Origin of the sequence: Burkholderia sp. Bp9016 (genome assembly GCF_003857765.1) — a bacterium.
GTDB lineage: Bacteria > Pseudomonadota > Gammaproteobacteria > Burkholderiales > Burkholderiaceae > Burkholderia.
The window spans coordinates 131,493-147,599 of record NZ_QTPY01000009.1 but is presented as its reverse complement, the minus strand read 5'-3'; the positions used below and the strand labels follow the sequence as shown (position 1 = coordinate 147,599).

The following is a 16,107-nucleotide window of genomic DNA, read 5'->3' as shown; positions in this document are numbered from 1 at the left end:
CCGCCATGTCCCACGCTGTTTCCGTCGCGTTGTTTCTTCATCTGCTGGCCGTTGCCGTGTGGGTGGGCGGCATGGTTTTTGCGAACTTCTGCCTGCGCCCGGCACTGTCCGACCTGACGCCGCAACTGCGGCTGCCGTTGATCGAGGGCGTGTTCGGCCGTTTCTTCAACTGGGTGTCCGGCTCGGTGATCGTGATCCTGCTGTCCGGCGGCTTCCTGCTCATGGCGTTCGGCGGCGCGCACGCGACGTGGACCCTGCACGCGATGGCCGGGCTCGGCGTCGTGATGATGCTGATCTTCGGTCATATCCGCTTCGCGCTGTTCCCGCGCATCCGCCGTGCGGTACAGGCGCAGAACTGGCCGGACGGCGCGCGCGCGGTGAACACGGTGCGCCTGCTCGTCGTCGTCAATCTCGTGCTGGGCGTCGTGACGATCGGCGCGGCGGTGCTGTCGCGCGGCTTCTGAGCCTGCGGCGCCGCCCGGCGCCGATTGCCTGCGCGGTGCCGCGCCGCTACGTGGCCAGCATCGCGTCGAGCAGCCACGAGCCGGCCGGGCCGAGCGGCCGGTTGCGCGACCACACCGCATCCACCCGCACGCGGCGCGGCCAGCCGCGCGAGCGCAGCTCGCACAGGCGATCGCGCGCGAAGTGCTCCACCATCCAGCGCGGCAGCTCGGCCCAGCCGAACCCCAGCACGGCCATCTCAAGCAGCATCAGATAGCTCGGCGCGAGCCAGCGCTGCGTGCCGACGACGATCCGGTCGTCGGCGCTGCGATCCTCCGGTTTCACATAGGTATTGAGCCGCAGCTCGCGCGCGTCGCGCAGCGCCGCATGCGGCACGTCGGCGTCGCCGTATTGCGCAAGCGCATGCATACGCCCGACGAACAGGCCGATCTCGGATTCCTCCGCCACCGTCGCCGCACCGATATCGGGCGGATAGCCCGCGCGCGCGGCCATCAGCCCGAGTTGCGCGCGGCCCTGCTGGATCAGGTCGAGCACGTCCTCGTGCTCGGCGATCTGGCATTCGAGCTCGAGCGCCGGAAAGCGCTGTTCGAGTGCCATCAACGTTTCCTCGTAACGCTTCGACTGGTACGTGTCGGACACGACGAGCGTGAGCCGCGCTTCCTCGCCTTGCGCGAGCCGCGCCGCCATGCGGTCGATCGCCGCGCCAGCCTCCAGCGCACGCTGCACCTGCGGCAGCAGCGCGCGTCCGGCGTCGGTCAGCGTCGGGGTGCGTGTCGAGCGATCGAACAACTGCACGCCGAGGTCGATCTCGAGGTTCGCGATCGCCTCGGAAATCGTCGACTGGCGCTTGCCGAGCTTGCGTGCGGCGGCCGTGAACGAGCCGAGCAGCGCGGCTTCGGCAAACGCGAGCAGGGCTTCGGGAGCATGGCGCATGCAGCGATCCTCACGGCGTTATATCGGTAAAACCGATGATATCAAACTGGATTGGTATGGTTTCGCCGATCAAAATGGCCGCATGAACTGAATATACGAACCGGAGGGAATCATGAAACAGGTGAACAAAACGGTGACGGAACGCCTCGTGCATGCGCTGACGTTCGAACTCGTGGCGATCGCACTGTGCGCGCCGATCGGCGCATGGCTGCTCGACATGCCGGTATCGCACGTCGGCGTGCTGACGGTGATGGTGTCGCTGATCGCGATGGCGTGGAACATGACATTCAATACGCTGTTCGACCGCCTCGAACGGCGCGCGGGCTTGACGCGGACGCTCGGCATGCGGGTCGCGCATGCGGTCGCGTTCGAACTGGGTCTGGTCGCGATGGTGGTGCCGGTTGCTGCTTGGTGGCTGGACGTGAGCCTCGTCGAGGCGCTGTTGCTCGACCTCGGCATCGTGCTGTTCTTCCTGCCTTACACGTTCTGCTTCAACCTCGCGTACGACGCGCTGCGCGCACGCTGGGTCGCACGCCGCGTCGCGGTGCAGGCGGGCTGAGCGGGGCGGGGATGTCGAGCGGGCGGGCGCCGTCGCGATCTCGGCCGTCCGTCAGCGGGCGGCCGCCCACAGCCACACGCCGCACACGATCGCGACGGCGCCGTAGACGGCATACACGGGCACCTTGAAGCGTGCGAAGCACAGCGTCGCGAACGCGCCCGTGAGCCAATAGACGGGATCGGCCGGTTCGCGATGCAGGATCTTCACGACGGCGACCACAAGAAAGCCCGTCGTCGCCGCGCGCAGCAGCCGCATCCCGTGCTCGAAGCGCGAATGGCGCTTGAGCCGGAACAGGTGGTTCTTCGCGAACACGACGAGACAACCCGACGGAATGAACAGCGCGGCGGTCGCGAACAGCGCGCCGACCCAGCCGTCGGTCAGGTAGCCGAGAAACGGCACGACGTTCAGCAGCGGCCCCGGCGACACCGGCGACAACGCGAAGGCGAGCGTGAAGTCGTGATCGGAGATGCCGGTCGCAGGCGACACGAATAGCGCCTTGAGCACGGGCAATGCGGAGAAGCCGCCGCCGAACAGCGTCATGCCGGCGCCCGCGAGCCGCGGCCACAGCAGCGCCATCTGGTAGTCGCCGGGCAGCGGCAGCGCGAACAGCGCGACGAGGACGGCGAGCAGCACGAGCAGGTTGCGATCGCGCCGGGACAGCGTGAAATCGATTGCGTCGTGTTGCGGCGGCCCGGTGAGCCAGCCTGCCGCAAACGCAGCGCAGAGAATCCCGACGAACGCAGCCGGACTATGCGCGAAAGCGAGCTGAATCGTCGACAGCGCGGCGATCAGCTGTTCGAGCCGCGTGCGCGCAAGCGTGCGCAACTGCTTGAGCCACGTGACGCCGATCAGCGCGGCGAGCACCATCCCGAAGTGATTGATCAGCATCGGCGCGGCGAGCGAGCGCACGAGCGGCGTGCGATAGAAGGTCGCGAACAGCGTCATCAGTACGAAGAACGGCAGCACGCTCGCGATGCCGGCGATCCATGCGCCGGCGCGCCCGTGCAGCGTCTGGCCGACCTGCACCGCGACGTTGCATCCGACCGGACCTGGCACGAGCCATGCGAGCGCGACGAGATCGGCGAACTGGTGCGGCTCGATGCGCTGCAAGCGGTCGACATAGTGACGTTCGAGCTGCGCCATCATCGACAGCCCGCCCCACGACACCGCGGAAATGCCGGCGACGACCTTGAACAAGGTCCACAGGGATGCCTGTGCCCGCTCGACACGTTCGGCCGCTTCGACTTCGACGGTTGTCATGATTGTGCTGTTGGCGCAGGGCCCGATCTCGCGCATAGGGACATGCCGGCGGCCTGCCGGCACGATGGCCCTCCCAATTGTCCGCCGCGCATCGTGACACTGCCATGCGCGAAAACGCTAGTTAATGAACTAAACGATCGGATCGGAAGCCGAAATGATCGGCGTGCGGCACGACGCGTGCCGTGTGCGGTGTGTGGTGTGCTTACGCGCCGGCGTTGCCGGCCGCGCGATGTGCGATCACGTTCGCTTGCTCGCCGCGCACGCCGAAGCGTTCGATCAACGCGGGAATCGCGTCGGCCGGTACGGGCCGCGAAAACAGGAAGCCCTGCGCTTCGATCTCGCCGAGCGCGGACAGCCATGCGATCTGCTCCTCGGTTTCGGTGCCTTCGACGACGACCGTGAGACCGAGCGAGCGCGCGAGATGCACGATCGACGACACCATCACGCATACGCTGCGATCGTTCGGGATCGCCTGCACGAACGAGCGGTCGACCTTGAGCGTATCGACGGAGAAGCGGTGCAGGTACGACAGCGACGAGTAGCCGGTGCCGAAATCGTCGAGCGCGATCCGGATGCCGAGCTTTTTCAGGGCGACGATCTTCTCGGAGACGAGCTCCGGATATTCCATCATCGCGGTCTCGGTGATTTCGAGCTCGAGCCGGTTCGCGTCGATGCCGGTATCGAGCAGCGCTTGCGAGATCGTCTCGATCAGGTCGCCGCGCCAGAACTGCACGGGCGAGATGTTGACCGCGAGCGTCAGGGTGTCGTGGCCGTCGTCGCGCCAGCGCGCGATCTGCGCACATGCGGTGCGGATCACGAAGTCGCCGATCGGCACGATCAGGCCGGTCGATTCGGCGATCGAAATGAATTCGTTCGCGGAGATGATGCCGTGCTCCGGATGATCCCAGCGCGCGAGCGCCTCGAAGCCCGTGATCGTGCGCTGCGTGAGGTCGATCTTCGGCTGGTAGGCGAGGAAGAGCTGCCCTTCGGCGAGCGCGACGCGCAATTGCTGTTCCCAGCGCATCAGGTGATCCGCGCGGTGCGACAGGTGCGGCGCGTAGAACTGATAGCAGTTCTTGCCGGCGTCCTTCGCGCTGTACATTGCGAGGTCGGCCTTCTTCAGCAGATCGATCTCGCTTTCGTTCGCGACGGTGTGCAGCGCGATGCCGATGCTCGCATGCAGGACGAACGAGCTGCCGCGCACGTCGAACGGTTCGCTGAACAACCGGATGATCGCTTCCGCGAGCCGCACCGCGCGCCGTTCGACGTCGTCGCCCTTCATCACGACCACGAACTCGTCGCCGCCGATCCGCGCGAGCGAGCCTTCGTCGCCGACCGCATCGGACAGGCGCGACGCGGTCATCTGCAGCACGATGTCGCCGGCGTTGTGGCCGAGCGTGTCGTTGACGGTCTTGAAGTTGTCGAGATCGATGAACAGCAGGCCGAGCCGCGACAGGCTCGACGGCATCGACACGTCGTTGCGCAGCCCGCGCAGCGTCGCGTAGCGGTTCGCGAGGCCGGTGAGCAGGTCGTATTCGGCGAGCTGGGTCATCTCGCGCTCGCGGCCGAGCAGCTTGCCGATCAGCCCCGTCGCGACGCCGAAGAACGCGAGCATCGCGAGCGTGATGAAGCTCGTCATCAGCAGGTAGACGTTGCGCGTGTGGTAGTAGTCCGCGAATTCCTCGGTCTGCGACAGCCCGACCATCACCGCGAGCGGGTAGCCGTCGAGGTGGCGGTACGACACGATGCGCGTCACGCCGTCGAGCGGGTCGATGATGGTGCCCGTCACGCGCTCGGCGATCGGGTAGACGCCCGATGCGGAGAACGCGCCCGGCGCGTTGCTCACCGAGCCGGTGCGGCGCGCGAGCACGGCGCCCGTGTCGGACACGACGGCGATCACGCCTTCCTTGCCGATCGCCGCATTGTTGTAGAAGTCGTTCGTGAAGTAGCTCGGGTCTTCCGACACGACGACGATGCCCGCGAAGCTGCCGTCCGGGTTGTTCAGGCGCCGCGTCATCTGCAGCGTCCAGTGGCTCGACACGCGGCCGAGCACCGGCTTGCTGATGTACAGGCGGTCGTCGTTGTTCGCGAGATGCACCTTGAAGTGCTCGCGGTCGGACAGGTTGATCGGCTTCGGATGGAGTTCGGCGGTGTTCGCGAACAGGATGCCCTTCGCGTTGACGAGCGAGACCTGGATCAGCGTGTCGCTCGGCACGACGCCTTTTTCGACTGCGCTCGCAAGGTTGAAATGCGCGGGCGACTTCTCGAACTCGAACTTGACGAAGCGGGTGATCTGGTCGACCTGGTGGATTGCCTTGACCGTATGCTGTTCGAGCGCGGACGACAGGATGGCGGCGGATGCCGCCGCTTCCTTGTACGCGCTGTCCTTTTCGACCGACAGTCGCGCGATGATCACGGCCCACAGCAGCGCGAGCGCCAGCATCCCGAGCAGCGGGATCGCGAACAGCGCACGCCGGCGCGATTTGCGCGGCGCGCGTAGCGGCCGGTTCGGCGGCGTGTGGTTAGACCGGGCGGAGCTCATCGAAAAGGGCGGCGTCCTGCTCGCGTGAGCCATCCCCCGTCGGGATGGCCGGCTATGGTTGGGCGCACCGGCGTCTGTTCGTTCGCGGGATGCGCAACCATGGACAGACCCGCCGAAGCGACGGATTAGGCCCGATATTACTGGCTGGACGGCTTTTGCGATAGACGGGGGAATCGTAGGGTGCCGGCTTGGCCGGCACCGTCGCACATCGCGAAACGTCAGGCGGGCGCCTGGAACGTGCCGTCCACGACCGTCACGACGTGACCGCCGATCCAGATCGTGTCGTCGTCGTCATAGTGGACGAAGATGCGGCCGTCGCGGCCGATCGCCGTGCCCTGGCGCACCGTATACGAAGGGCCGGGGCGGCGTTGCTGGCGGCTCAGCAGGCCGGCCAGCGCGGCATTGGCGCTGCCGGTGACGGGATCCTCGCCGACGCCGAAGCTGCCGCCCGTCATCAGGCAGCGGATTTCGAACGTGGCGGGGCCGCCATCCGGGTGCGGCGCGTAGACCGCAAGGCCGTCCGTGCCATAGCGATGGGTGATTGCCTCTAATGCGGCCTGATCGGGGGCGAGGCCGACGCAGGCGTCGGCCGACGTCAACCGCACGACGAGCCAGGGCGCGCCGTTGTCGACCGCACACGGTTCGGTATCCGGATCGATCGCATCGCATCGCAATGCGGTTGCCAGTGCCGGGTAGTCGGTGCGGTCGAGCGGCGTGAACCGTGCCGGCGGTGCGGCAAATGCCCAGCCATCGGCCCGTTCGCGCAGTTCGACCCGGCCGACTCCGCATTGCTGGATCAGCCGGCCCGGCGTGCGCGGTCGCGCACCGCTTTCCAGGAACGCGTGCGCGGTGCCGAGCGTCGGATGACCGGCGAACGGCAGCTCGCCGCCCGTCGTGAAGATCCGGACGCGGTAGTCGGCTTCCGGATCCGTCGGCGTGCAGACGAACGTCGTTTCCGACAGGTTCGTCCAGCGGGCGATCGCGAGCATGTCGTCGTCGCCGAGCGAATCGGCGTCGAACACCACGGCAAGCGCATTGCCCTTGAACGGCACCGACGTGAAGACGTCGACCTGCTTGAAGCGAACGCGGCGGCCGGTCATCGTGACGGTTGCGTTACGCAACTTCGGCGATCAGTTCGATCTCGACGCACGCGCCGAGCGGAATCTGCGCGACGCCGAATGCCGAGCGCGCATGCTTGCCCGCATCGCCGAACACTTCCGCGATCAGCTCCGACGCGCCGTTCGTGACGAGGTGCTGTTCGGTGAACTCGAGCGTCGAGTTCACGAGGCTCATCAGTTTCACGATGCGCGTGACCTTGTTCAGGTCGCCGGTGTGCGCGTGCAGCGTCGCGAGCAGGTCGATCGCGATCGAGCGGGCGGCCGCCTTGCCGTCTTCCGTCTGCAGATCGGCGCCGAGCTTGCCGGCCCAGACCTTGCCGTCCTTCTTCGCGATGTGGCCCGACAGGTAGACCGTGTTGCCGCTTTGCGCGCTCATCACGTAGGCGGCGGCCGGTGCGCCGGCGGTTGGGAGCTCGATGCCGAGCGACTTCAGTTTGTCGTAGACGTTAGCCATGTGTTCGATTCCTCGTAGAGAGTCGTGCGTGACAGGAAAAAGGGGATCAGAGACGCTCGCGCAGCAGCTTGCCGAGGCGTGCGACGCCTTCCTCGATCTTTTCGGGCGGCACCGTCACGAACGACAGGCGCAGCGTGTTCTGCTGCGGATCGTTCGCGAAGAACGGCGCGCCCGGCACGAACGCGACGTGGTTCTCGACCGCCGCTTCGAGCAGCTTCATGCTGTCGATCCGCGCGGGCAGGTTCACCCAGATGAACATCCCGCCGTCCGGGCGGTTCCACGTGACGCCTTCCGGCATGTGGCGCGCGAGCGACGCGAGCATTGCCTCGCATTGCGCGCCGTACAACTGGCGGATCGTCGGGATGTGTTCGTCGAGGAAGCCGTCCTTGATCACTTCGTGCGCGATGCGCTGCGTCAGCGTCGGCGTGTGCAGGTCGGTGGCCTGCTTGGCCTGCACGAGCTTGAAGTGGAGTTCTTCGGGGGCAATGATGTAGCCGATCCGCAGGCCCGGTGCGAGCACCTTCGAGAACGTGCCGAGGTGCACGACATGGTCCGGCGCCATCGACAGCATCGTCGGCAGCGGCTCGCCCTGGTAGTTCAGTGCGCCGTACGGATCGTCTTCCAGCACCGGGAACGGGCTCGACTGCGCGAACGCGGCGAGCGCGCGGCGGCGCTCGACGGGCAGGCGGCGGCCGGTCGGGTTCTGGAAGTTCGGCTGCGCGTACAGCAGGCGCGCGCCTTGCGTCAGTTCGGGCGTGAGGCCTTCGGGCAGCAGGCCCTGCTCGTCGGTCGGCACCTGCACGTAGCGCGGCTCGTACAGCGAGAACGATTGCAGCGCGCCGAGGTAGGTCGGCGTTTCGACGAGGATCGGGCTGTCCGGATCGATCAGCGCCTTGCCGAGCAGGTCGAGCGCCTGCTGCGAGCCGGTCGTGATCAGCACTTGCGACACGCGCACGCTGTAGCGTTCGGCGATCCATTCGCGCAGCGGCAGGTAGCCTTCGGTCGCGCTGTACTGGAGCGCCGCGGCGGGAGAGTCGCGCAGCACGCGGTCGGCCGCGGCGCGCATGCGTTCGGCCGGGAACGTCGCGGGAGCGGGCAGGCCGCCGGCGAACGAGATGACCTCGGGGCGTTCCGTGATCTTCAGGATCTCGCGGATCGCGGAGCTCGTCAGCTTGCGTGCGCGTTCGGAAAGCTGCCAGTGCGGCGGATGCAGGTCGCTCGGATTCATAGTCTCCTCGTTCGGATATCGTGGTCAGTCAAGAAAGGTCGGTCAGGCAGATTGCGTCGACGCGGCCGGGTGGGCACGCGGGAGCGCGATCAGGCCGTCGCGGCTGGGTGGGCAAAACCGTTCAGGCAAAACGAACATTATGGCGCACCTCATCAACCGGCGCGAGCGGGGCGCGGGGCCGTGGCCACCGACGAGCGCCGGCCGAGCATGACGGTCGCGATCACGGCGGCCGCGAACAGCCACGTTGACGACGTTACCGTCTCGCCGAACAGCAGCGCGGAAAAGGCGATCGTGAAGAAGATCTGCAGCAATTGCACCTGGCCGACGCGCGCGATGCCGCCCATGGCGAGCCCCGCATACCACGCGAAAAAGCCGATGAATTGCGAAAAGAGGGTCACATAGACGAACGCTAGCCACGTGCGCAGCGCGAGCGGGCCGGGGTGCGCGGCATGCTGCATCCATGCGAGCCAGCCGACCGGCAGCATGAGGAACGGCGCGGACACGACGAGCGCCCAGCAGATTACCTGCCAGCCGCCGATCTGGCGCGCGAGGCGCGCGCCTTCGGCATAGCCGAGCGCGCCGATGCCGACCGCGACGAGCATCAGTGCATCGCCCGCCTGCACGGTGCCGCCGCCGTCGCGCAACGCGAACGCGATCACGAGCGCGCTGCCGGCCAGTGCGCTGGCCCAGAACGCCTTCGACGGCCGTTCGTGCGACAGCCATGCCGCGTACAGCGCGACGAACAGCGGCTGCAGGCCGTTGACGACGGCGCCGTGCGACGCCGGCACGGTTTTCATCGCCCACGCGGAGAACACCGGATACGCGATGATCACGCCGGCCGACACGACCGCGAGGCTTTTCAGTTGCGCGCGGGTGGGCAGCCGTTCGCGGCGCCACCACAGCAGCAGGCCGGCCGGTACCGCCGCGGCGAGCGCGCGGCCGAGCCCGTTGAGTAGCGGATTGAGTTCGGAGACGACGATACGCGTCATCGGCAGCGTCAGGCTGAAGATCATGACGCCGATGAGGCCGAGCAGCATGCCCCGGGTTTCGCGCGAATTCATGTCGTGGGTGTCTCCGTATTCGTGAGGTGCGTAGGGTGTGACGGGAAGGGCGGCCGTGCGTGCAGCGTCAGCGCAGCGTGCGTGCGCCCTGCGGCGTGTCGAATTCGGCGACGAGCGCGGGCGGGCCGTCGGCGGTCTCGAGATCGAGCAGGTGGGCGGCACCGAGCCAGTCGAGTTGTTCGCGGAGCGCGTCCGCGCGCGGGTGGGCGCCCTTGAGCGCCTTCAGTGCGACGCCGTCGCTCGGCAGCGATTCGGCCGGGTGGCGCGGGCTGTCCCACTGGATCAGCGACGGCAGCAGACCGTCGCCGGCGCCTTGCCATGCGGGGAACGCGCCGTCGTCGGGCACCGTGAGGCCCCAGCCGAGGTCGCCGCGCCGCATCGCGACGACCGGTGCGATCCGGGCCGGATACTGGCTCTGCCACAGCGCGAGCTGGCGCGGGCGGTCGACGCGCGCGACCCAGTGCGCGAGGAACGGCCCCTGCGCGAGCCGTTCGCGCATCGCCGGATCGTCGAGGCCGAACAACCGCGTGCGCGGCGGCGTGCCGTCGTCGCCCGTGGCGGGCGCGTCCGGATCGATCGCGATCACTTCGAGGTACAGGCCGCCCCATGCGCCGAACAGCGCGTTATGGGTGCGCATCAGCGGATGGCGGCCGCCGCCGGCCGGTTCGATGCCGAGCGCGTCGGCGACGTGGCGCACGCCTTCGTCGAGCGTGCGCGCGGCGATCACGAGATGGTCGAGGGTCAGGGAACGGGCTGGCATGAACGTCGGTCGGGAAGCGGAAGTGTCATGGTAGTCGGGCGAGGCGCCGGGCGGTTGCGGAACCCGCCGGCGCACGGGCCGCGCGGCAGGCCGGCCGGCGCGGCGTCAGTGCGGCAGGGCCGCAGCGGCGGCCGCACGCGCGCCATTCCGGTCAACTGTAATCGTCCGCACCGGCACAGTAACGGTACAATCGCCGCGATAGCCTTCGGTACAGTTGGAGCGCCGCCCATGTTCACCGTTCCCCTCGCCCAGATTCCCGCGCCGCACGACACGGCCACGCTCACGCTCGTCGACCAGCTCGTCCAGTGGGCGCGGCGCCGCATCGACGAGCGCGTGTTCCGGCCCGGCATGCGCATGCCGTCGATCCGCAAGCTCGCGCTCGACAAGAGCGTGTCGCGTTTCACCGTCGTCGAGGCATACGAACGGCTCGTCGCGCAGGGTTATCTCGATTCGCGGCGGGGTTCCGGTTTCTACGTGCGCGAGCGCACGGCCGTCGGCCCGCAGCCGGTCGACAGCGTGGCACGCGTGGCGGAGGCCGCGCCGGTACACAACACGATCGACGTCGTCTGGCTGCTGCGCAACATGCTGCATACCGCCAGTCCGGAAAAAGGGCCGGGTCTGGGCTACCTGCCGGGCCGCTGGCTCGACGGCGAGCTGATCACCGGCTCGCTGCGCGCGCTCGGGCGCCAGTCCGGCGCGCAGATGCTCGGCTTCGGCACGCCGCAGGGCTTCCTGCCGCTGCGTCAGCAACTGCAGACGCGGCTCGCGGAAGTCGAGATCGGCGCGAAGCCCGAGCAGCTCGTGCTGGTGTCGGGCATCACGCAGGCGATCGACCTGATCTCGCGGATCTACGTGCAGCCCGGCGATGCGGTGATCGTCGGCGATCCGGCATGGTTCCAGATGTTCGGCCGTTTCGCGTCGCAGGGTGCGCAGCTCGTCGGGATGCCGTACACGCCGGACGGCCCCGATCTCGACGCGCTGGAGACGCTCGTGCAGATGTGGCGGCCGAAGATGCTCGTGATCAATTCGGTGCTGCAGAACCCGACCGGCACGTCGTTGTCGGCCGCGCAGGCGTTCCGGATCCTGAAGCTCGCGGAGGCGTACGACTTCCTCGTCGTCGAGGACGACGTATACGGCGACCTGTGCCCGCCGAGCTACCCGGCCACGCGGCTCGCGAGCCTCGACCAGCTGAAGCGCGTGATCTACCTCGGCAGTTACTCGAAGACGCTCGCGGCGAACCTGCGGGTCGGCTACGTCGCATGCGCGCCGGAGATCGCGAAGGCGATCACCGACCAGAAAATGCTGGTCGGGATGACGACCCCGGAACTCAACGAGCGCGTGCTTTACAAGATCCTGACCGAAGGGCATTACCGGCGTCACGTCGAGCGCCTGCGCGCACGGCTCGACGGCGTGCGCGACAAGACCGCGCGGATGCTCGAGCGCACCGGGCTGAAGCTCTTCACGATGCCCGCGGCCGGGATGTTCCTGTGGGCCGATACGGGCGTCGATTCCGACGCGCTCGCGGCCGCCGCGCACGAGGCAGGCTTCCTGCTGACGCCGGGAAGCCTGTTCTCGCCGCAGCAGTCGCCGTCGACGTGGACGCGCTTTAACGTCGCGAACTGCGGCGATCCGGCGCTGCCGGGGTTTCTCGCGCGCTATATCGAATCGGCGGCGCGGCGCGCATCGTGACGCCGCGGCGCGCCGCCCCTTGAAATCGCGGCGCGCGTCCCCAGATACCCGCGCAAACCGCTTGCGCCAGGCGGTTGTCCTTGACGGGCCCGCCGGCATCGCGCGCCGGGCGCCTGCGCCACACCATTCAAGTTCAAGTAAGAGGAAACAGCATCCATGGCACACGAAACGATGAGCTTTCAGGCAGAGGTCAAGCAACTCCTCCACCTGATGATTCATTCGCTCTACAGCAACAAGGAAATCTTCCTGCGCGAACTGGTGTCGAACGCGTCCGACGCGGCCGACAAGCTGCGTTTCGAAGCGCTCGCGAATAACGCGCTGTACGAGAGCGATCCGAACCTGCGTATCCGCATCGGCTTCGACAAGGCCGCGCGCACGATCACGATCGAGGACAACGGCATCGGCATGAGCCGCGACGAGGCGATCGCGAACCTCGGCACGATCGCGCGTTCGGGCACCAGGGAATTCTTCACGAAGCTGTCCGGCGACCAGCAGAAGGACGCCGCGCTGATCGGCCAGTTCGGCGTCGGCTTCTATTCGGGCTTCATCGTCGCCGACAGGATCACCGTCGAGACCCGCCGTGCGGGCCTGCCGGCAAGCGAAGCCGTGCGCTGGGAAAGCGCGGGCGAGGGCGATTTCACGATCGACGCGATCGAGCGCGCGCAGCGTGGCACGACGATCACGCTGCACCTGCGTGAAGGCGAGGACGAACTGCTGTCGTCGCACCGCCTGAAGTCGATCATCCAGAAATATTCCGATCACATCGCGCTGCCGATCCTGATGCAGAAGGAAGAGTGGGATCAGGAAAAGGGCGAGATGGTCCTGAAGGACGAGGACGAAACCGTCAACCAGGCGAGTGCACTGTGGACGCGTTCGAAGAGCGACGTCACCGACGAGCAGTACACGCAGTTCTACCAGCACATCGCGCACGACCACCAGGATCCGCTCACGTGGACGCACAACCGCGTCGAGGGCCGCAGCGAATACACGCAGTTGCTGTTCGTGCCGGCGCACGCGCCGTTCGACCTGTGGAACCGCGACTATCGCGGCGGCCTGAAGCTGTATGTGAAGCGCGTGTTCATCATGGACGACGCCGAGCAGTTGCTGCCGCAATACCTGCGTTTCGTGAAAGGCGTCGTCGATTCGGCCGACCTGCCGCTGAACGTGTCGCGTGAAATCCTGCAGGAAAGCCGCGACGTGAAGGCGATCCGCGAAGGCGTGACCAAGCGTGCGCTGTCGATGCTCGAAGAGCTGGCGAACGCGGAAGAGGATGCCGGCAAGGAGAAGTACAAGACGTTCTGGGGTGCCTTCGGCCAGGTGCTGAAGGAAGGCCTCGGCGAGGATCACGCGAACCGCGAGCGCATCGCGAAGCTGCTGCGCTTCGCATCGACGCATGGCGATACCGACGCGCAGGACGTGTCGCTTGCCGACTACGTGTCGCGCATGAAGCCCGAGCAGAGCAAGATCTACTACGTGACCGCCGATACGTGGCAGGCCGCGAAGAACAGCCCGCATCTCGAAGTGTTCCGCAAGAAGGGCGTCGAGGTGCTGCTGCTGACCGATCGCGTCGACGAATGGATGCTGTCGTTCCTGCATGAATTCGACGGCAAGCCGCTCGCGAGCGTCGCCCGCGGCGATCTCGACCTCGGCGAGCTGAACGACGAGGAAAAGAAGGCGCAGGAGCAGGCGGGCGAGGCGATCAAGCCGGTCGTCGAGAAGATGAAGGAAGCGCTCGGCGACAAGGTGAAGGAAGTGCGCGTCACGTTCCGGCTGACCGATTCGCCGTCGTGTCTCGTCGCGGACGACAACGACATGAGCGGCTACCTGCAGCGGATGCTGAAGGCGGCCGGTCAGAATGCGCCGGCGATGCAGCCGATTCTCGAGATCAATCCCGAGCACGCGCTCGTGAAGCAGCTGAATGCCGACAGCGCCAATTTCGGCGACTGGTGCCATCTGCTGTTCGATCAGGCGTTGCTGGCCGAAGGCGGGATGCTCGACGATCCGGCGAGCTTCGTGAAGCGGACCAACGCGCTGCTGCTGTCGCGCACCGCGTGAACGTGCGGATGCGATTCGACGGCGCACAGGCGGGCTGGCGCGACACGCCCCGGCCCGGCTGCACGCTCGACCAGCGCGACTGGCTGACGCGCGGCGGCTCGCTGACCGCGCACCTCGCGCGGCTCGGCGGCGTGAAGGTGCGCGTGACGCGCGAGGCCGTCGATTGCCCGTGGTTCGACGAGCCGGCGGCGCTCGACAGCGCGCCGCGCGCGCCGATGTGGGTGCGCGAGGTGATCCTGTCGGTCGACGGCACGCCGTACGTCGCCGCGCACAGCATCGCGCCGCTCGCGGCCAGCAAGGGAGTCTGGCAGGCGATGCGGCGGCTGCGCACGCGACCGCTCGCGGAGCTGCTGTACAGCGATCCGCAGGTCGAGCGCTCGGCGCTTGTCAGCCGGCGCGTGATCGCCGGGCATCCGCTGTACGCGCTCGCAAGCCATGCGCTCGCGGGCGAGCGGGCGCCGCATGCGTTTGCCGCGCGGCGTTCGGTGTTCCAGCGTCACGGCAAGCCGTTGATGGTCACCGAATGCATGCTGCCCGCGCTGTGGCGTCATCTCGATGCGCACGGCGACGGGCCGCGATCCGTCGGGCCGCGCGCAGGCGTGTGATGCTGCAAGGCTTTGCGCCGGTCGTCGGGCCGAATACGCATACGATGATTCTCGGCAGCTTTCCGGGCGAGGCGTCGCTCGATGCCGCGCAGTATTACGCGCATCCGCGCAATCAGTTCTGGCGGCTGTTGGGCGCGGTGCTCGACGAGCCCGGACTGCACGAGCTTGCGTATGACGCGCGGCTCGAGCGTGTGCTGTCGCACGGCATCGGCATCTGGGATGTGCTCGATGCCTGCCACCGCGAAGGCAGTCTCGATTCCGCGATCCGCCATGCGAAACCGAACGACTTCGCGTCGTTGCGCGAGCATGCGCCGCTGCTGAAGAAGGTGTGTTTCAACGGGAAGACGGCGGGGCGGTTTGCCGACGTGATCGGGCAGGCCGGGTATGACACGCTCGTGCTGCCGTCGTCGAGCCCGGCGAACGCGATGTTGTCGTTCGAGCAGAAGCTGGTGCAGTGGCGGGCGATACCCGATTGACGCCGAATCGAGCGGCGGCGGCGTCCATTGCCCCCGACGCACACCTACTTGTCCTTTCCCCATCGCCACCGGGGTTTTTCGCCCTTGAGCCAGCACACGACGGTCAATAGCGCGATCAGCATCACGATGCACGCACCGTACGCGACCGGCGACCGGTGCGGCGGTGCCAGCCACGCGCTCGCGATGATCCCGATCACGAACAGCAGCAGCACGACCCACCCTTGCCACGCGACCGGCAACCCCCATCCCCAGCCGTAGCGTTTCGCCGGAAACCAGATCTTCTTGCCGTTCGAGGTCATGTGATTCCTCGTCGTCAGTGGTAGTCGCTTTCCCGCTGGTGGCGGACTGCAAGGATCGTCACCGTTTGGCCGTCGTCGATCTCGAACAATGCGACGTAGCCGGATGCGCCGAATGGAATGATCAGTTCCCGGAGAAACGGCATGGACGGATGAACTTTGCGGCAGGTGAACGGCGACGATTCAAGCGTGGCGATTCCTGACGCAATGGCTGACAACGCGCGTTCAGCCCGTTCGACCTCCGCATCGTCACGGTCGACGACGAAAGCATAAAGCCGGTCCAGGTCGTCCGATGCGTCGGACGTAAAGCGAACCGTATAGGTCATCGAGTCTGCCGCTTCCTGTCACGCAGCGTATCGAGTCGTCGACCCAGCCGTTCCAGCACTTCGGACGAAGAGACATACTCGCCGGTCCGTCGAGCTTCATCCCGTGATGCAATGCCGCGCGCAATGAATTCGCTTTGGAGCCGTCGACGTTCGATGCCTTCGCGAATCGATTGCTCGACGAAGCTCGACAGTGATTCGCCTTCCTGAAGGACATTCTCTGCGGCATCGCGCAATTCCGGCTCGACCCGGATAGATGGAAAAGTCGCAGTTTTCATCGTGATCT

17 protein-coding genes are annotated in these 16,107 nt (G+C 67.0%); 6 read left to right on the top strand and 11 right to left on the bottom strand.

Going from position 1 to position 16,107, the window contains the following annotated elements; all coding sequences use genetic code 11:
• Positions 1-5: 5 nt before the first annotated feature.
• Positions 6-464 carry a CopD family protein gene (locus DIE13_RS13415; RefSeq protein ID WP_096502111.1) on the top strand — a complete coding sequence of 153 codons (459 nt, stop codon included), beginning with the start codon at positions 6-8 and terminating at the stop codon, positions 462-464.
• Positions 465-510: 46 nt separating this feature from the next.
• On the opposite strand, the gene DIE13_RS13410 is transcribed toward DIE13_RS13415, so the two are convergent.
• Positions 511-1,395, bottom strand: a complete 885-nt coding sequence (locus tag DIE13_RS13410; RefSeq protein ID WP_124827657.1) for a LysR family transcriptional regulator — start codon at positions 1,393-1,395, stop codon at positions 511-513.
• 112 nt (positions 1,396-1,507) lie between these two features.
• Between DIE13_RS13410 and DIE13_RS13405 the strand changes: the two genes are divergently transcribed.
• A complete protein-coding gene (locus DIE13_RS13405) occupies positions 1,508-1,954 on the top strand; it encodes a multidrug/biocide efflux PACE transporter (RefSeq protein ID WP_124827656.1) in 447 nt (148 codons plus the stop codon).
• 51 nt (positions 1,955-2,005) lie between these two features.
• Here the strand turns inward: DIE13_RS13405 and DIE13_RS13400 are convergent, their stop codons facing one another.
• The 7 genes from DIE13_RS13400 to DIE13_RS13365 all read right to left on the bottom strand — a co-directional run bounded on the left by DIE13_RS13400 (position 2,006) and on the right by DIE13_RS13365 (position 10,377).
• Complete coding sequence (locus tag DIE13_RS13400; protein ID WP_124827655.1) at positions 2,006-3,214, bottom strand: chromate transporter; 1,209 nt, start codon at positions 3,212-3,214, stop codon at positions 2,006-2,008.
• A gap of 202 nt (positions 3,215-3,416) precedes the next feature.
• Positions 3,417-5,756 (bottom strand): EAL domain-containing protein, encoded by a 2,340-nt coding sequence (locus DIE13_RS13395; RefSeq protein WP_124827654.1) that lies wholly within the window; start codon positions 5,754-5,756, stop codon positions 3,417-3,419.
• Between the two features lie 218 nt (positions 5,757-5,974).
• A complete protein-coding gene (locus DIE13_RS13385; protein WP_124827728.1) occupies positions 5,975-6,856 on the bottom strand; it encodes a PhzF family phenazine biosynthesis protein in 882 nt (293 codons plus the stop codon).
• Positions 6,857-6,869: 13 nt separating this feature from the next.
• Positions 6,870-7,328, bottom strand: coding sequence for a RidA family protein (locus DIE13_RS13380; RefSeq protein ID WP_124827653.1), 459 nt, complete (start codon positions 7,326-7,328; stop codon positions 6,870-6,872).
• Positions 7,329-7,374: 46 nt separating this feature from the next.
• Entirely contained in the window at positions 7,375-8,556 is a 1,182-nt protein-coding gene (locus DIE13_RS13375) for a PLP-dependent aminotransferase family protein (RefSeq protein ID WP_124827652.1), read from the bottom strand.
• A gap of 152 nt (positions 8,557-8,708) precedes the next feature.
• Positions 8,709-9,617: a DMT family transporter gene (locus tag DIE13_RS13370; RefSeq protein ID WP_124827651.1), complete on the bottom strand. Its 909-nt coding sequence runs from the start codon at positions 9,615-9,617 to the stop codon at positions 8,709-8,711.
• 67 nt (positions 9,618-9,684) lie between these two features.
• Entirely contained in the window at positions 9,685-10,377 is a 693-nt protein-coding gene (locus tag DIE13_RS13365) for a VOC family protein (RefSeq protein WP_124827650.1), read from the bottom strand.
• Between the two features lie 228 nt (positions 10,378-10,605).
• Between DIE13_RS13365 and DIE13_RS13360 the strand changes: the two genes are divergently transcribed.
• The 4 genes from DIE13_RS13360 (at position 10,606) to DIE13_RS13345 (ending at position 15,202) form a co-directional block, all read left to right on the top strand.
• Positions 10,606-12,066 carry a PLP-dependent aminotransferase family protein gene (locus DIE13_RS13360; protein WP_124827649.1) on the top strand — a complete coding sequence of 487 codons (1,461 nt, stop codon included), beginning with the start codon at positions 10,606-10,608 and terminating at the stop codon, positions 12,064-12,066.
• Between the two features lie 156 nt (positions 12,067-12,222).
• Positions 12,223-14,121 carry a molecular chaperone HtpG gene (gene htpG, locus DIE13_RS13355; protein ID WP_124827648.1) on the top strand — a complete coding sequence of 633 codons (1,899 nt, stop codon included), beginning with the start codon at positions 12,223-12,225 and terminating at the stop codon, positions 14,119-14,121.
• Positions 14,122-14,129: 8 nt separating this feature from the next.
• Complete coding sequence (locus DIE13_RS13350) at positions 14,130-14,726, top strand: chorismate--pyruvate lyase family protein (protein WP_124827727.1); 597 nt, start codon at positions 14,130-14,132, stop codon at positions 14,724-14,726.
• Positions 14,726-15,202, top strand: a complete 477-nt coding sequence (locus DIE13_RS13345; RefSeq protein ID WP_124827647.1) for a DNA-deoxyinosine glycosylase — start codon at positions 14,726-14,728, stop codon at positions 15,200-15,202. Before DIE13_RS13350 ends, DIE13_RS13345 begins: the two co-directional genes overlap by 1 nt.
• Positions 15,203-15,246: 44 nt before the next feature.
• On the opposite strand, the gene DIE13_RS13340 is transcribed toward DIE13_RS13345, so the two are convergent.
• The 3 genes from DIE13_RS13340 to DIE13_RS13330 are packed head-to-tail and all read right to left on the bottom strand — an operon-like array spanning position 15,247 to position 16,099.
• Entirely contained in the window at positions 15,247-15,501 is a 255-nt protein-coding gene (locus DIE13_RS13340) for a hypothetical protein (RefSeq protein WP_124827646.1), read from the bottom strand.
• 14 nt (positions 15,502-15,515) lie between these two features.
• Entirely contained in the window at positions 15,516-15,824 is a 309-nt protein-coding gene (locus DIE13_RS13335) for a type II toxin-antitoxin system RelE/ParE family toxin (RefSeq protein WP_124827645.1), read from the bottom strand.
• Positions 15,821-16,099 (bottom strand): YlcI/YnfO family protein, encoded by a 279-nt coding sequence (locus DIE13_RS13330; protein WP_124827644.1) that lies wholly within the window; start codon positions 16,097-16,099, stop codon positions 15,821-15,823. The genes DIE13_RS13335 and DIE13_RS13330 overlap by 4 nt, the downstream gene beginning before the upstream one ends.
• Positions 16,100-16,107: the final 8 nt, after the last annotated feature.

Bases quoted from the DNA above. Each gene is read 5' to 3' on its own strand.
- DIE13_RS13415 (WP_096502111.1), top strand. From the start codon at position 6: ATGTCCCACGCTGTTTCCGTCGCGTTGTTTCTTCATCTGCTGGCCGTT.
- DIE13_RS13410 (WP_124827657.1), bottom strand. From the start codon at position 1,395: ATGCGCCATGCTCCCGAAGCCCTGCTCGCGTTTGCCGAAGCCGCGCTG.
- DIE13_RS13405 (WP_124827656.1), top strand. From the start codon at position 1,508: ATGAAACAGGTGAACAAAACGGTGACGGAACGCCTCGTGCATGCGCTG.
- DIE13_RS13400 (WP_124827655.1), bottom strand. From the start codon at position 3,214: ATGACAACCGTCGAAGTCGAAGCGGCCGAACGTGTCGAGCGGGCACAG.
- DIE13_RS13395 (WP_124827654.1), bottom strand. From the start codon at position 5,756: ATGAGCTCCGCCCGGTCTAACCACACGCCGCCGAACCGGCCGCTACGC.
- DIE13_RS13385 (WP_124827728.1), bottom strand. From the start codon at position 6,856: ATGACCGGCCGCCGCGTTCGCTTCAAGCAGGTCGACGTCTTCACGTCG.
- DIE13_RS13380 (WP_124827653.1), bottom strand. From the start codon at position 7,328: ATGGCTAACGTCTACGACAAACTGAAGTCGCTCGGCATCGAGCTCCCA.
- DIE13_RS13375 (WP_124827652.1), bottom strand. From the start codon at position 8,556: ATGAATCCGAGCGACCTGCATCCGCCGCACTGGCAGCTTTCCGAACGC.
- DIE13_RS13370 (WP_124827651.1), bottom strand. From the start codon at position 9,617: ATGAATTCGCGCGAAACCCGGGGCATGCTGCTCGGCCTCATCGGCGTC.
- DIE13_RS13365 (WP_124827650.1), bottom strand. From the start codon at position 10,377: ATGCCAGCCCGTTCCCTGACCCTCGACCATCTCGTGATCGCCGCGCGC.
- DIE13_RS13360 (WP_124827649.1), top strand. From the start codon at position 10,606: ATGTTCACCGTTCCCCTCGCCCAGATTCCCGCGCCGCACGACACGGCC.
- htpG (WP_124827648.1), top strand. From the start codon at position 12,223: ATGGCACACGAAACGATGAGCTTTCAGGCAGAGGTCAAGCAACTCCTC.
- DIE13_RS13350 (WP_124827727.1), top strand. From the start codon at position 14,130: ATGCGATTCGACGGCGCACAGGCGGGCTGGCGCGACACGCCCCGGCCC.
- DIE13_RS13345 (WP_124827647.1), top strand. From the start codon at position 14,726: ATGCTGCAAGGCTTTGCGCCGGTCGTCGGGCCGAATACGCATACGATG.
- DIE13_RS13340 (WP_124827646.1), bottom strand. From the start codon at position 15,501: ATGACCTCGAACGGCAAGAAGATCTGGTTTCCGGCGAAACGCTACGGC.
- DIE13_RS13335 (WP_124827645.1), bottom strand. From the start codon at position 15,824: ATGACCTATACGGTTCGCTTTACGTCCGACGCATCGGACGACCTGGAC.
- DIE13_RS13330 (WP_124827644.1), bottom strand. From the start codon at position 16,099: ATGAAAACTGCGACTTTTCCATCTATCCGGGTCGAGCCGGAATTGCGC.